This window comes from Nocardia sp. NPDC050713 (assembly GCF_040654315.1).
GTDB lineage: Bacteria > Actinomycetota > Actinomycetes > Mycobacteriales > Mycobacteriaceae > Nocardia.
Window position 1 is genome coordinate 667,348 of record NZ_JBFAHS010000001.1, and the last position, 14,710, is coordinate 682,057.

The 14,710-nt window shown below is 69.7% G+C and carries 13 protein-coding genes; 5 read left to right on the forward strand and 8 right to left on the reverse strand.

From position 1 onward, the window contains the following. Positions 1 to 104 precede the first annotated feature (104 nt). Both AB0H49_RS02530 and AB0H49_RS02535 read right to left on the reverse strand, forming a co-directional pair. Entirely contained in the window at positions 105 to 821 is a 717-nt protein-coding gene (locus tag AB0H49_RS02530) for a CPBP family intramembrane glutamic endopeptidase (RefSeq protein ID WP_357246268.1), read from the reverse strand. Then, positions 818 to 2,551, reverse strand: coding sequence for an alpha/beta hydrolase (locus tag AB0H49_RS02535; RefSeq protein ID WP_355000320.1), 1,734 nt, complete (start codon positions 2,549 to 2,551; stop codon positions 818 to 820). Before AB0H49_RS02535 ends, AB0H49_RS02530 begins: the two co-directional genes overlap by 4 nt. A gap of 160 nt (positions 2,552 to 2,711) precedes the next feature. Here AB0H49_RS02535 and AB0H49_RS02540 point away from each other — a divergent pair, with 160 nt between their 5' ends. Next, positions 2,712 to 2,999 (forward strand): YiaA/YiaB family inner membrane protein, encoded by a 288-nt coding sequence (locus AB0H49_RS02540; RefSeq protein WP_355000321.1) that lies wholly within the window; start codon positions 2,712 to 2,714, stop codon positions 2,997 to 2,999. Positions 3,000 to 3,071: 72 nt separating this feature from the next. Here AB0H49_RS02540 and AB0H49_RS02545 read toward each other — a convergent pair whose 3' ends face one another. After that, positions 3,072 to 4,799, reverse strand: a complete 1,728-nt coding sequence (locus AB0H49_RS02545; protein WP_357246272.1) for an alpha/beta-hydrolase family protein — start codon at positions 4,797 to 4,799, stop codon at positions 3,072 to 3,074. An 18-nt stretch (positions 4,800 to 4,817) separates the two neighbouring features. Then, positions 4,818 to 7,112: a phosphoribosylformylglycinamidine synthase subunit PurL gene (purL, locus tag AB0H49_RS02550; protein ID WP_357246275.1), complete on the reverse strand. Its 2,295-nt coding sequence runs from the start codon at positions 7,110 to 7,112 to the stop codon at positions 4,818 to 4,820. A gap of 359 nt (positions 7,113 to 7,471) precedes the next feature. Between purL and AB0H49_RS02555 the strand changes: the two genes are divergently transcribed. After that, positions 7,472 to 8,800, forward strand: a complete 1,329-nt coding sequence (locus AB0H49_RS02555; protein ID WP_357246278.1) for a glycosyltransferase 87 family protein — start codon at positions 7,472 to 7,474, stop codon at positions 8,798 to 8,800. A 40-nt stretch (positions 8,801 to 8,840) separates the two neighbouring features. Here AB0H49_RS02555 and AB0H49_RS02560 read toward each other — a convergent pair whose 3' ends face one another. Further along, positions 8,841 to 10,124 (reverse strand): M18 family aminopeptidase, encoded by a 1,284-nt coding sequence (locus AB0H49_RS02560; protein ID WP_355000325.1) that lies wholly within the window; start codon positions 10,122 to 10,124, stop codon positions 8,841 to 8,843. 133 nt (positions 10,125 to 10,257) lie between these two features. Here AB0H49_RS02560 and AB0H49_RS02565 point away from each other — a divergent pair, with 133 nt between their 5' ends. After that, positions 10,258 to 11,331 carry an ABC transporter substrate-binding protein gene (locus AB0H49_RS02565; RefSeq protein ID WP_357246281.1) on the forward strand — a complete coding sequence of 358 codons (1,074 nt, stop codon included), beginning with the start codon at positions 10,258 to 10,260 and terminating at the stop codon, positions 11,329 to 11,331. 62 nt (positions 11,332 to 11,393) lie between these two features. Here AB0H49_RS02565 and AB0H49_RS02570 read toward each other — a convergent pair whose 3' ends face one another. Next, positions 11,394 to 11,819: a MarR family transcriptional regulator gene (locus AB0H49_RS02570; protein ID WP_355000327.1), complete on the reverse strand. Its 426-nt coding sequence runs from the start codon at positions 11,817 to 11,819 to the stop codon at positions 11,394 to 11,396. Here AB0H49_RS02570 and AB0H49_RS02575 point away from each other — a divergent pair. After that, positions 11,819 to 12,949, forward strand: coding sequence for a substrate-binding domain-containing protein (locus tag AB0H49_RS02575; protein ID WP_357246284.1), 1,131 nt, complete (start codon positions 11,819 to 11,821; stop codon positions 12,947 to 12,949). The two genes, AB0H49_RS02570 and AB0H49_RS02575, sit on opposite strands and share 1 nt — an antisense overlap. Before the next feature lie 76 nt (positions 12,950 to 13,025). Here AB0H49_RS02575 and purQ read toward each other — a convergent pair whose 3' ends face one another. Together purQ and purS are read right to left on the reverse strand one after the other, a co-directional pair. Continuing rightward, positions 13,026 to 13,703 (reverse strand): phosphoribosylformylglycinamidine synthase subunit PurQ, encoded by a 678-nt coding sequence (purQ, locus tag AB0H49_RS02580; protein WP_355000329.1) that lies wholly within the window; start codon positions 13,701 to 13,703, stop codon positions 13,026 to 13,028. Next, the gene (gene purS / locus AB0H49_RS02585; protein ID WP_067791321.1) at positions 13,700 to 13,936 is read right to left on the reverse strand and encodes a phosphoribosylformylglycinamidine synthase subunit PurS; all 237 of its coding nucleotides are present in this window, start codon (positions 13,934 to 13,936) and stop codon (positions 13,700 to 13,702) included. The genes purQ and purS overlap by 4 nt, the downstream gene beginning before the upstream one ends. A 112-nt stretch (positions 13,937 to 14,048) precedes the next feature. Between purS and AB0H49_RS02590 the strand changes: the two genes are divergently transcribed. After that, the gene (locus AB0H49_RS02590) at positions 14,049 to 14,693 is read left to right on the forward strand and encodes an MBL fold metallo-hydrolase (protein ID WP_355000330.1); all 645 of its coding nucleotides are present in this window, start codon (positions 14,049 to 14,051) and stop codon (positions 14,691 to 14,693) included. Positions 14,694 to 14,710: the final 17 nt, after the last annotated feature.

Sequence of the window (14,710 nt, forward strand, 5' to 3'; positions counted from 1 at the left end):
AGCTACGCCGCCTGGCACACACCTTTCGCACGCCTCACATAGGCGGTGGCTATGTGAGGCGCGCGCCTGGCACACACCTTTCGCACGCCTCACATAGGCGGTGGCTATGTGAGGCGCATGGGGGATGTGTGGGACGTCAAGCGCGGTACTGCGGAGCCGGCCGGGGAGGCGCGGCGATCCGGCCGCTCCCGGAACAGCGACTCCAGAGCGGTCCGGCGCGCGACTACGCCGCCCGCATTGATCGCGTAGTGCACGAGGGCCGGCGCGGTCGTGCTTCCGGTGCTGCGGCGCAGCTGACCGAAGAGCGCGCCGCCGACCGCGGTGAACAGCACTGTCGGCACAACGGGTTCGGAACCCGCGCGGGCGGGATGGATGTGCCACAGACCGAAGGTAGCGGCGCCGAGCAGTCGGCCGAGGCGCGCGCCGAAAGCGTTGTCCAGCAGCGGTTCCAGCGTGGAGCGGAAGATCAGCTCCTCGCTGTAGACGGTGCCGATCGGGATGTGCACGGCGACCCACTCGACATCCGAAACCTCTTGTTCCGGTGCGGCGAACTCACGCAGACTCTCGCGCAGCGCCGGAATCGCCACGGCCGCACCGTAACCGGCCAGGACCAGCGAACCGGCCGCAGCACCAACCCGCGCACCTTTGCCCGACCACCAGTGGGATCGCCCGCCCAGCGCGAGCCCGTAACCGGTAGCGAAGCAGGCGTTTACCGCCGTTCGCCCACGCTGATCCAGTCCGAGCCCCGGCAGGACCAGGTTGCTCCACACCAAGGCGAGGCCGGTTCCCGCGAGCGCCTTCAGAACCGGCCCGGCGCTCACTTGGTCTCCCGCTCGAACTCCTCCGCCGCTTCCAGCTGGAACCGAACCCGCTCCGCCAGTTCGGCGTTCCAACCGGGCGGTGCCGCGATGGCGGCCCAACCGTCCAGCACCAGGCTGCCGTAGCGGTGCCCGTGCCCGTCCGAAACACCCTGCGCGTTGGTGAGATCCGCGGCGACCTGCCAGAACGTGACGAACGGCGCCCAGCGCATCTGCGAGGAAACGTCCGAGCCGCGCGGCTCCGACAACCAATCCGGTTGGGAGAAGATCAGATCCGTCGACCACCAGACGATCGGGTCGGAGGCGTGCATGAGATAGGCGATGCGCGGCGCCCGCCATTCGCTGTCGGGACGCGCGAGATCGGCGGCGTCGTCCGCGAATCGGACCACAAGCCCGTCGGCGTACACCGGCTCCACCTCCCGGGAACCGGGGTCGCGCCGCTGTACGAATTGCTGCCACAGCCGGTTGGAATTCGGCGGACCGACCCACAGCGCGCCGTCCACCTTGGCGCGCAGATCGGCGAGACCGTCGAAGGCGGCCTCCGAACCCTGCGAGCCCAGGCTCTCGCCGTACACCAGCAGCTTCGGCCGCGACTCCGGCGGGCGCGCCGACCAGTGCTCGTACACCGCGTCGAAGAGCCGCTCGCTCGCCGCGGCCGCTTTGCCGCGGTCCGCGAGGAACGAGAGCACACTCGGCAGATACGAGTACTGCGTCGCGACTATGGCGCTGTCGCCGCCGTACATGTACTCGATCGCGCCCACCGCCAGGGAATTGACCCAGCCGGTGCCCGTGGTGGTGACCACGACGAGCACCTTCCGGTCGAAGGCTCCGGTGCGCTCCAACTCCTCGACCGCGAGCGCGGCCTGCTCCGCGCCGCCGTCGGCCGACTCCAGCCCGACGTAGGCCCGGATCGGTTCGCGCGCCGGTTTCCCGGTGACCGCCGCGATGCGGCTCGCCGACGGTCCGTGCGAGACGAACCAGCGACCCTCGAAGCCGAGCGTCTCCCATTTCGCCAGCGACGCCGGGCTGCCCGAGCGCTCGGGCAGCTGCGGCTGCACCGCGTTGGGCGAGGTGTGGTCGTTGCGCACGCTGAACGCCGAGTTCGCGGCGGCGAAGAACGCGCGGTAGGCGACGCCGTTGAACAGCGTCACCACCAGCACCACGAGCACCAGTGCTCCCGCGGCGGGCGCCAGCTCGCGCGGTACCCGGACCCACCGGTTGAGCTGGCGGGCCAGGAACAGGATGATCTCGCGCACGGTCCGGTAACCCGCGACCACCGCGGCGCCCACCGCCACACTCAACAATCCGGTGCGCAGGTAGGCGGGCGTCGTCGTGCCCTCCATGCCCATCAGCGCGGTGATCTCGCGCTGCCAGCGCGCCGACTGCACCAGCATCAGGGCGGCGGCCAGTGCGGAGGTGAGCAGTATCGCGGTCTTGAGCGCGTAGCGCACCCAGGTGGGCGGTCCGGGAATCTTCAGCCGCGGCCGCACCCAGATCCGGAACAGCCATTCGAGCACGCAGCCGAGGCCGTAGCCGAGCGCCGCGTTGATGCCCGAGATCAGGCCCTGGAACAGCCAGTCGCGCGGCACCAGCGACGGCGTCACCGACAGCGCGAAGAAGATGGTCGCGACGACCAGCCCGACGTAGTTGAGGTCGATGATGTCCTCGGCCCGGCGCACCGCGACGACGCCGCGGGCACGCAGCTTCGTCAGGGTGTCTGCCTTCTCGAGCACTCGAACAGTATGGCGCTCCGCACCGACGGCCGGGCGGGTTGCCCGTGCCGCCCCCGGCGGCGCGGGCGCACATCACAGCCGGGTCGCGCGGCAATTACCCACCGTGCTCGAGTAGTTGTACGGGGTCGCGCGGGCCTCCCAACCCGCAGACTCGTTACCCATGAGCACTCCAAACGCAGCGCCGAAAGCCACCTCGGCCTACGTCGCGCAGGCCGCGATCGCGTTCGGCATCAGCTTGTTCGGGGCGGGCGTCGGCATCTTCTACCTTCCGCTGGACGTCTGGCAGCGCGGCTTCCTCGGCATGACCGTGCTGTTCCTGGTGACCAGCACCTTCACCCTGGCCAAGGTGGTGCGCGACCAGCACGAGGCCAACTCGACCACCAACCGCATCGACGCGGCACGGATGGAAAAGCTGATGGCCGAACACGATCCGTTCAAACCACTCTGACCGGCGACGGACGGCGCCCACTCGGGCGAGCCCGGCGACGAGGGGTTCGGGCCCGCACCGGGTGGGCGTTCGCTATTTCAGCTCGCGTTCCCGGTCGGCGGATTCCTCCAGATACCGGCGGACCCGGTCGGAGAGTTCCGCCGTCCAGTCCGGCGGTTGGGCGATGGCTACCCAGGCGTCGAGCACCAGCGTGCCGTAGCGGTGGCCGTGGCCGTCGCTGACCCGCTGCGCGTTCGGCAGGTCGGCGGCGACCTGCCAGAACGTGACGATCGGATACCAGCCCATGCGCGGCGACACGTCCGGCCCGGGCGGCTCGCGCAGCCAATCCGGTTCGTCGAACAGCAGATCCGGCGACCACCACACCACCGGATCCGTGGCGTGCTGGAGGTAGAGCACGCGCGGGTCGAGCCAGGTCGCGCCCGCCTGCCACAGGTTGGCGCGTTCGTCGGCGAATCGGACGACGAGATCATCGGCGTAAGTGGGCAGGATCTCCGGCGAACCCGGATCGCGCCGGGTGACGAACTCGCGCCAGATCCGGTTGGAATTGGGCGGTCCGACCCAGAGCACGCCGTCGGTGCGCGTCCGCAGGTCGGCGAGACCGCTGAAGGCGCCCTCCGAACCCTGCGAGCCCAGACTCTCGCCGTAGACCAACAGCTTCGGGCGCAATTCCGCTGGACGCGCCGACCAGTGCTCGTAGACCTTGTCGAACAACAGCTTGCCGGCCTCGGTGGCCTTGGCCCGGTCCGAGAGGAACGAAAGCACGCTCGGCAGATAGGAATACTGCGTCGCGACCACGGCGGTGTCGCCGCCGAACATCATCTCGATCGATTCCACGCTGGTGGAGTCGACCCAGCCGGTGCCGGTGGTTGTCACCACGACGAGCACCTTGCGTTCGAACGCCTTGGTGCGCTCGAGTTCGTCGATCGCCAATTCCGCCTGCGCCTCGGGGTCCACGGCCGACTCCAGGCCGGTGTAGACGCGAATCGGTTCGCGCGCAGGCTTCTCCGTGACCCGCTCGATCGCCGCGGCGTCGGGTCCGTAGGACACGAACCAGCGTCCCTCCGAGCCCAGTGTGTCCCACGCCGCCAACGATGCTGGGCTGCCGGACCTTTCGGGCAGTTGCGGCTGAGTGGCGTTCGGCGAGGTGTTGCTGTTGCGCACGCTGAACGCCGAATTCGCCGCGTCGAAGAAGACGCGCACCAGCACGCCGTTGCCGAGCAGCACGGCGACCACGGCCACGGTGACGAACCCGATCGGCAGCGCGATCCGGCGCGGGACGCGCACCCACTTCACCAATTCGCCCGCCACCCAGCGGACCAACCAGCGCGCCGCGCGGAACAGCCCGATCACTACGGCGACCACCGCCGCGCTCAACGCGCCCGTGCGCAGATAGCCGGAGGTGGTGGTCTGATCCATGCCCATCAGCGCGGTGATCTCGCGCTGCCAGCGCGCCGACTGCACCAGCATGACGATCGCGACCACCACGCACGCGAGCACGACGAGCGTCTTGACAACACCGGCGAGCCATCCCGGCAGTGCCAGCGCCGCGGGCAACTGCACCCGCGGCGCGATCCACTTGCCGTAGGCCAGGTCGAGCAGACAGCCGACGCCGTAGCCGATCGCGGCGTTGACGCCGCTGACCAAGCCCTGGAACAACCAGTCGCGCGGCAGCAGCGACGGCGTCAGCGACCAGCAGAAGAACAGGGTGGCGACGACGAGACCGACGTAGTTCGGATGGAAGAAACGCTCGACGAGACCGACCACTCGGCCGGCCCCGTCGCGTAGCTCAGCGGTAACCATCCGAGCCTCCCGGTGGGGTCAGATCGCGCTGGCTCCGAAGAGTTTCGGCAGCGTGCCCTCGTAGGCGTCGCGCAATTCGGCCATGGTAACCGAGAATTGGCCCTGCACCTCGACGGAATCCGACCCCTGGTCGACCACGCCGATGCGCACCCACGGCAGCTCACGCGCGTCGCACATCTTGGTGAACCGGGTCTCCTCCGAGCGCGGCACCGCGACGAGCACCCGGCCCGCCGATTCGGAGAACAGCGTGACGAACGGGTCGGCGCCCTCGGGAAGCAGGATGCGGCAACCGGTCTCGCCCGCCAGCGCGGCCTCCACCACGGCCTGCGCGAGGCCGCCCTCCGACAGGTCGTGCGCGGCGCTGATCATGCCGTCGCGCGAGCCCGAGGTCAGGATCTCGGCAAGCAGCTGTTCGCGCGCGAAGTCGACCTTGGGCGGTTCGCCGCCGAGGTGATCGTGGGCGACCTGCGACCAGATGGAACCGCCGAACTCGTCGCGGGTCTCGCCGAGCAGGATCAGCGTCTCGCCCGGCTCGAGGCCGAGGCCGGTGGGGATGCGGCGGTGCACGTCGTCGATGACGCCGAGCACGCCGACGACCGGCGTCGGCAGGATGGCGTCCTGGCCGGTCTGGTTGTAGAAGCTGACGTTGCCGCCGGTGACCGGAATGCCAAGGGCCACACAGCCGTCCGCGAGGCCGCGCACGGCCTGCTGGAACTGCCACATCACGCCGGGGTCCTCCGGCGAGCCGAAGTTCAGGCAGTTGGTGACGGCCTTCGGGGTGGCGCCGGTGGTGGCGACGTTGCGGAAGGCCTCGGCGAGCGCGAGCTGCGCGCCGGTGTACGGGTCCAGCTTGGTGTAGCGGCCGGAGGCGTCGGTGGCCAGCGCGATGCCGCGGCCGGTCTGCTCGTCGATCCGGATGACGCCCGCGTCGGCGTGCTCGGCGAGCACGGTGTTGCCGCGCACGTAGCGGTCGTACTGCTCGGTGATCCACTTGCGGCTGCACAGCTGCGGGCTGGAGATCATCTGGAGCAGCGTCGCGCGCAGCTCCTCCGGGGTCTTCGGACGCGAAAGCTTGTCCGGGGCGTCGGCGATCAGCGCGTCCTGGTAGTCCGGGCGCTGCACCGGGCGCTCGTACACCGGGCCCTCGTGCGCGACGGTGCGCGGCGGCACGTCCACCACGGTCTCGCCGTGCCAGGTGACGACCAGGCGGTCGCCGTCGGTGACCTCACCGATGACGGTGGCGAGCACGTCCCACTTGTGGCACACCGCCATGAACGCCTCGACGTTCTCGGGGGTGACCACGGCGCACATGCGCTCCTGGGATTCGCTGGAGAGGATCTCCGCGGGCGTCATGTTGGCCGCGCGCAGCGGGACCTTGGTCAGATCGATGTGCATGCCGCCGTCGCCCGCCGCCGCGAGTTCGGAGGTGGCGCAGGACAGTCCGGCGCCGCCGAGGTCCTGGATGCCGACGACCAGCTTGGCCGCGTACAGCTCGAGACAGCACTCGATGAGCACCTTCTCGGTGAACGGGTCGCCCACCTGGACGCTGGGCAGCTTCTTGCGTCCGGTGCCGGACTCGTCGCCGGAGAAGGTGTCCGAGGCGAGGACGGAGACGCCGCCGATGCCGTCGAGGCCGGTGCGCGCGCCGAACAGGATGATCTTGTTGCCGGTGCCGGAGGCGAAGGCCAGGTGCAGGTCCTCGACCCGCATCACGCCCGCGCACAGCGCGTTGACCAGCGGATTGCCCTGGTAGGAGGCGTCGAACACGGTTTCGCCGCCGACGTTCGGCAGGCCGAGCGAGTTGCCGTAGCCGCCGACGCCGCGCACCACGCCGTCGACGACGCGGCGGGTATCGGCCGCGTCCGCCGCGCCGAAGCGCAGCTGGTCCATCACCGCGATCGGGCGCGCGCCCATCGCCATGATGTCGCGCACGATGCCGCCGACGCCGGTGGCCGCGCCCTGGTACGGCTCGACGTAGGACGGGTGGTTGTGGCTCTCCACCTTGAAGGTGACCGCCCAGCCGTCGCCAACGTCGACCACGCCGGCGTTCTCGCCGATGCCCGCGAGCATGGACTCGCGCATCTCGTCGGTGGTGGTCTGCCCGAAGTAGCGCAGGTGCACCTTGGAGGACTTGTAGGAGCAGTGCTCGCTCCACATCACCGAGTACATCGCCAGCTCGGCGTCGGTGGGCCGACGACCGAGGATCTCCTTGATGCGGGCGTACTCGTCGTCCTTGAGACCCAGCTCTTTGTAGGGTTGCGCGACATCTGGGGTCGCTGCGGCTGCGCTGACGGTGTCGACCTGCGGAGTCACGGAGTACCAGGGTCCTTTCGGCCGGGCCATCGGGGTGGGCGAACGCGCGCGGTGCAGCGGCGAACGTCGGCACTGAAATTGCGGCGAGATGCCTGGGATCAGTTTAGAGGGCGGGTGGTGTGGGCCCGCAGGTGAGGGGCACGGCCGCGTCCGGCGCCGCGCGTACCTCCGCCTTCTTCCGGCCGTGCCGGTCCCGGAGTCCGGCCGGATGCCGCCGCGGACGGAGATCGGTCGCCCGTCGAGGCGGAGCCGACACCGGGTTGTCTCGGCGACGGTCTCGGGCGTAGCGGCGACGGATGGGACCTCGAGACAGGCCTAGCGACCGGACCGGGGTCGGGGGTGTTTATTACTCTGTCCGGGTGAGCGAACGATCGGGGGTTGCGAATTCGGCCGAGGTTGCCAGAGCGGATGCGCAACCGGGTGACGCCGAATCCACTGCCGACTCGTCGCCGCGTTCGCCGTTGGCATCGAAGCAGTTGCGCTGGCTCGGCGCCGCGCTCGCGTTGTTCCTGGTCTCCGCGGTGGTCTCGCTGCTGGTGCACTGGTGGGGTGGGTACATCGATCTGCGGGTCTATCGCAACGGCGCGCGCGTCTGGCTGGACGGTGGCGAGCTGTACGGCCCGATGCCGCCGGTGTTCGGCATCGGCCTTCCGTTCACCTATCCCCCGCTGGCCGCGCTGTTCTTCGCTCCGCTCGCGCTGATGCCGCTGCCGCTGGCCGAGGTGCTCGTGCTGGCCACCTCGATCGGCAGCCTGGGCATCACGCTGTGGCTGGTGCTTGCCAGGATTCGGCCGGAACTCGACCGGACGGCCATGCTGCCCTTGGTGATCGCCGCGGTCGCGGCGGCGGGGTTCCTGGAACCGGTGCGCCAGACCTACGGCTTCGGCCAGATCAACCTGGTGCTGATGGCCGCGGTCGCGCTGGACTCCCTGGTGCGCAAGCCCTTCTGGCCGCGCGGCATGCTCATCGGGATCGCGGTGTCGATCAAGCTGATTCCCGCGGGCTATCTGCTGTACTTCCTGCTGCGCAGGGACTGGAAAGCCGCGGGCACCCTGGTCGTCTCGGCGATCGGCGCGGTCGGAATCGGATTCCTGCTTTTCCCAAGCGATTCGGTGGACTACTGGTTCCACACGCTCTCCGACACCGGCCGCATCGGCCCGCCGTACTTCGCAGGCAACCAGTCGCTCAAGGGCATGGCTTTCCGGCTCGGCGTCTCCGATTCGGCGGCCACCCTGATCTGGATCACCCTCTCGGTGGTCGCGGTCGCGCTGGCCGCGATCTGGATGCACCGGCTCATCGCCGCGGGCAACACCGTAGCCGCGCTGCTGGTGAACGCCGCCGCGGTTCTGCTCGTCTCGCCGGTCTCCTGGTCACACCACTGGGTCTGGGTAGCGCCCGCCCTCGTCGTCGCCGCCGATGCCATCGCCCGAACCCGCGAAGGCCGCGCCCGAACCCCGCGCGGACGCTGGTTCACCACCACCGTCGCCGCCCTGACCATCCTGTTCCTCATCGGCCCCCACTGGTTGCTCCCCCATTCCAAAGACCGTGAACTGGACTGGGCTTGGTGGCAACAACTCCTCGGCAGCAGCTACGTCCTCGTGACCTTCACCATCTTCGTCTTCGCGGTGATCACCTACCGCCCCGTCGTGACCAGCACCACCGAAACCGCCCCGGCCAACGTGACGTGACCGCCGAAGAAGTCCTCGGGCGGCCGGTAGCCCGAGCGCCCTACTCCACCGGCGTGAGGAACGCCGCGAGAGCCGCCGCGTAGGCGGGAACGTCGTTGGCGCCCATCAGTTCTCGTGCCGAGTGCATCGCGAGTTGGGGGGCGCCGACGTCGACGGTGGGCATGCCGGTGCGGGCGGCGGTCATCGGGCCGATGGTGGAACCGCAGGGCAGGTCGGCGCGGTGGACGTAGCGCTGCAACGGGACCGCCGCCTGGTCGCAAGCGAGGGCGAAGGCGCCCGCGCCGGTGGCGTCGGTGGCGTAGCGCAGGTTCTGGTTGACCTTGAGCACCGGTCCGCCGTTGATCTCGATGCGGTGCGCGGGCTCGTGCCGCTCGGGGTAGTTGGGGTGGGTGGCGTGCGCCATGTCGCCGGATGCGCAGATCGAACCGGCGAGGGCCGCAAGGTATTCGGCGCGACCGCCACCGCGCGCCAGCACGATCCGCTCCAGCACGGCGGGCAGCAGGTCGGACTGGGCGCCGCGATCGGACTGGCTGCCGACCTCTTCGTGATCGAACATGGCGAGCACCGGCGTCGACGCGCCCGGATCCTCCACCGCGGCGAGGAACGCGTGCAGTCCGGCGTAGCAGGTGCCCTGATTGTCCAGCCGGGGCGCGCTGACCAGATCGCGGTCCCGTCCGACCAGCCTGCTCGGCTCGAGATCGTGCGTCATCAGCTCCCAGCCGAGCACCGCGGCCGGATCCACCTCCACGGTCTCGGCGACGAAGGCCAGGAACGAGCGCGGCAGGTCGCCGACACCCCACACCGCGTTCACGTGGCGCTGCGGGTCGAGCGTGACGCCGCGCCGGTCCTCGGAGAGATGGATGGCCAACTGAGGCACCCGCAGGATCGGCTCATCGATGCGAATCAGCTGCTCGCGCACCTTGTTTCCGACGCGCACCGTCAGCCTGCCCGAAATGCCGAGCTCGCGGTCCAACCACGAGTTCAGCCACGCGCCGCCGTAGGGCTCGAGCCCGACCAGCTGCCACCCGGCGGAGGCCAGATCCGGGTGCTGCTTCACCCGCAGGTTCGGGCTGTCGGTGTGCGCGCCGACGACGCGGAACGGGGCGTCCGGGCCCGTCCCCGACCAGGCGACCAGGGAACCACCGCGCACCACGTAACGGCGTCCGATCGCCTCGCCGGGCCAGACCGACGCCTCCTCGAGCCGGGTGAAGCCGTGCGCGTCCAGCTCCCGCGCGACCGTGCGGACCACGTGGAACGGCGAGGGTGAATCATCGATGAACGCGCACAGACCATCAGCCGTGGCGGCGGTCGCGGAAACGGGCATGGGAGCGATCCTAGGGGCCGACCACCGCCGCGGCCGTCCGAGGCGCGTGGCAACTTCCGCCACCGCCGCTAAACTGACGCCCAGGCTGCGAACGAGAACATTCAGCAATCTCGCGTGAAGGGCAGGGGTTCGCATGACACTGCCGAGCGGGCGGCACCACGACGCCGTCGAGATCGTCAACATCGCACCCCTGCACGGCGCGGGCGCCATCATCGGGCCGTCCTGCGTGGCGGCCGCGAATCTGGCCGTGGCCGAGATCAACAGCGGCACCGGCATTCTCGGCCGCGAAGTATGCGTGACCACGATCGACGGCGGCGGTCCGCCGCAGCGCGTCTACGACGAGGTCTCGGCCCTGCTGGCGACCGGCATGGTGCACGCCGTCACCGGCATCCCGATGCCGGAGAACCGCGTCGCGATCATGCGCGCGGCGGCCGGTCGCGCGCCGTGCCTGTTCGGCGTCGGCCACGACGGACTCGCGGGCGAAGAACCGGGCGTCTTCATGATCGGCGAGCATCCAGGCATCCAGACGCTGGTCGCGGTGGACTGGCTCCACCGGGAGTTCGGCGCCCGGCGCTGGGCCGTGGTGGCCAGCGACTATCTCTGGTCGCGCCGCATCGCGCCCACGTTGCGCGAGGTCCTCGCGCCGCGGCACACGGTGGTCGCCGAACATTTCGTGCCGATCGGCGCCGAGAATTTCGACGCCGTGCTCGACGATCCCCGGCTGGACGCGGCCGACGGGGTGATCCTGCTGCTGATCGGCGCCGACGCGGCCCGCTTCAACCGGGCGTTCACCGCGGCGGGACGCGCTGGCCGCCAGTTCCGCACCGGCCCGACCATCGACGAAAACGTCTTGCTGGCAGGCGGACTCGACGCCAATCGTGATATCTACGTGCCCTCCAGCGTGATTCCCGATCGGCGCAGCGCGGACCACCGCGATCTGCTCGACCGATACCTGCGGCTGCACCACGGATTCGCCCCCGCCTTCAGCCGATTCGCCAACGGCGCCTACCGCGCGCTGCACGCGTTGCGCACCGCGGTCGACACCGCGGGCTCGTTCGAGACGGCGCGCATCCACGGCGCGCTGGCCGACCGTCCGGTGCTCGAAGGCCCGTCCGGCGAGTTCACCTTCCGCGGCGATCAGATCATCCAGCCGACGTTGGTCGCGCGTGCGACGGGCGTCGACTTCGAGACGCTCACCGTGGTGTGAGCAACCCCCCTTGACGATTCTCCGCCGCCGCGACGCCCGCGCACGGCCAACGACAGCGCCGACTACGCCTCGGCGACCAGCTCCAGCAGCCGCTTCAGCTCGGCGTAGCGCCGCGCGCCGATCTTGTTCTGCAACTGACGCTCGGCGATTTCCTCCTCGGCCCGCACCGACGCGACCAGCTCGGCCCCCAGCCTGCTCAGCCCGATCAGAATGCGCCGCCGGTCCTCCTCCGCGGCCACCCGGAAGATCAGCCCGCGCTCGGCGAGGAAGTCGGCGTGCCTGGTCGCCGAGGACGGCGCCAATTGCGAGCGGTTGGCCAATTCGCTCATCGTGATGCCGTTTTCGGTCGACAGATTGCACAGCATCGACCACTGATCCGGCGAAAGCTGCCTCGCGCACAAAGCGGCATCGAGGTTACGCAGCCACCGTCGTTCCGCGGCACGCAGCGCCCCATGCAGCGTGACATATCCGCTTAGAATGGTCGTCATTGATTTTCCCCGCCTGCTTTTGTATTTCGTTCGAACCAGAAGAAGAGTACCGAATGTCAGCGGTCGGCGAGAGCCCAGACGGCACGATAGAGATCCTGAACATAGTTCCCATGCAGGGACCTGGCGGGATCTTCGCGCCTTCCTGCGACGCTGCCATTTCGCTCGCGGCGTCCGAAATCAACCGAGGCGCCGGAATTCTGGGGCGCGAAATTCGTACCACGAATATCGATGGCGGCAGGCCGCCCGCCGAGGTCGCGACCGAGGTGGCCGCGCTGCTGGCCACCGGCATGGTGCACGCGATCACCGGCTGGCACACCTCCGCGGTGCGGCGAGCCGTGGCGAAGGCGAACGACGGTCGCGTGCCGTATCTGTTCGCGGTCAGTCACGAGGGCCTGCCCGACGAACTGCCCGGTGTGCTGTTGGTCGGCGAGCACCCGGCGGGCCACACCGTCGCCGCGGTGCGCTGGCTCGGCAAGGAACTCGGCGTGCGCCGCTGGGCCATCATCGGCAACGACTACATCTGGCCGCGCGAGACGGCGAAAGCGGTGCGGCGCAGCCTGATCGACCCGGACGCCATCGTGCTGGAACGCTTCGTCCCGCTCGGCACGCCGAGCTTCGGCGAGTTCCTGCTGCACCCCGATCTGGATCGGGCCGAGGGCGTCATCATCCTGATGGTCGGCGCGGACGTCGCGCGGTTCAACCGCCAGTTCTGCGCCATGGGGCGGGCCGCCGACCAGGTGCGGGTCAGCCCGGCCGCCGACGAGAACGTGCTGCTCGCGGGCGGCGCCGAGGCCAATCACAATCTCTACGTGCCGTCCAGCTTCTTCCTGAACGAGAAGCTCACCGACGGCCGAGATCGCAAGGCCCGATATCGCAGGATGCACGGCAGCTTCGCGCCCGCGCTCACCACCTTCAGCAACGCCACCTACGAGGCCATCCACGCGCTGCGCGGGTTGGCCGAGACCGTCGGCTCGCTGGACGTGCCGAGCCTGCAATGCGCGCTCGCCGACGGCGTGCACTTCCAAACCCCGGGCGGGCCACGGGGATTCGTCGGCAATCAGGCGATCCAGCCCGGCTATCTGGCGCGGGCCGATGGCGTCGAATTCGACATCATCGACCGCATCTGGTGACCCACGAACGCGAAACGGCCCGGACCGACCGGCTCCCGATGCGGGAGCGCGGAACGATCCGGGCCGGAGTGTCGCGTCAGGCCGAGACCAGGGTGTCCAGCACCGAGAGGAACAGTCCGAGACCGTCGTCGCTCGGGCCGGTCAGCGGCTCGGTGGCGTGCTCGGGGTGCGGCATCAGACCGACCACCCGTCCGTTGGCCGAGGCGATGCCCGCGATGCCGCGCTGCGAGCCGTTCGGGTTGTCGCCCGAGTAGCGGAAGACCACCCGGCCCTCGCCTTCGAGCTCGTCGAGCACGGCGGCCGAGGCCTGGTAGCGGCCCTCGCCGGACTTCAGCGGGACCAGGATCTGCGCGCCCGGCTCGTAGCGGGACGTCCACGCGGTGGAGACCGAATCGACGGTCAGCCACTCGTCGCGGCAGATGAAGTGCAGACCCTCGTTGCGGGTGAGCGCGCCGGGCAGCAGACCGGCCTCGCACAGCACCTGGAAGCCGTTGCAGATGCCGAGCACCGGCATGCCCTGGCCCGCGGCCTGCACGACCTTGCCCATCACCGGCGCGAACCGGGCGATGGCGCCCGCGCGCAGGTAGTCGCCGTAGGAGAAGCCGCCGGGCACGACGACCGCGTCGACCTGCTTCAGATCGGCGTCGGCGTGCCACAGGCTGACCGCCTCGGCGCCCGCGAGGCGCACCGCGCGCGCGGCGTCGACGTCGTCGAGCGTGCCGGGAAAGGTGATGACCCCGATGCGCGCCGTCATGGGAGGCGAACCACCTTCCACTCCTCGATCACGGTGTTGGCGAGCAGGCCTTCGGCGATCTGCTCGAGCTCGGCGTCGCTGACGCTCTCGTCCACTTCGAGCTCGAATCGCTTGCCCTGCCGCACATCACCGATCCCGGCGAATCCCAGGCGCGGGAGCGCGCCGACAATGGCCTGCCCCTGCGGATCCAGGATTTCGGCCTTCGGCATCACCTCGACCACGACTCGTGCCACGCGTTGCTCCTCAGGTGGTGTGGGGGGTTACCTGAGCAGCCTAGTTGTTCCGGTCGCGCGAGCTACCTGCGGGGTCGGGTGAAAATCGACACCCTGCCAATAGCATGGCGGAATGCGCATAGCCCATTTCGGCCACTCCTGCATCCTCGTCGAGCTGCACGGCACGAAGGTGCTCTTCGATCCGGGCACGTTCTCGCACGGCTTCGAGGGCATCACCGGCCTGGACGCCATCGCCGTCACCCACCAGCACCCCGATCACATCGACCCGAACCGCATCGACGCGCTGCTCGAGGCCAACCCGCAGGCCAGGGTGCTGTCCGATCCGCAGACCGCGGCCCAGCGCGGCGGACGGTGGGAGGCCGTGCACGCGGGCAACGTGCTGCGGCTCGGCGACCTCCAGATCACCGGTGGCGGCGGCAGGCACGCGGTGATCCACCCGGACATCCCGGTCATCGACAACACGGTCTTCCAGCTCGGCACCGCCGACGACCCCGCCCAGCTCGTGCACCCCGGCGACTCGCTCTGGGTCCCGCCGGTCCCGGTCGGCGTGCTCGCCATCCCCGCCGCCGCGCCGTGGATGCGGATCAGCGAGGCGGTCGACTACTTGCGCGCCGTCGCCCCGCGCACCGCGCTGCCCATCCACTTCGGCATCATCCAAGAGGAGGCCCGCGGCATCTACTTCGGCAGGCTCGCCGAAATGGGTCCGGACGGAACCGAATTCACCGTGCTGGAACCGGAGAACCAGCGCGAATTCTGAACGAGCGCCGTCGACCG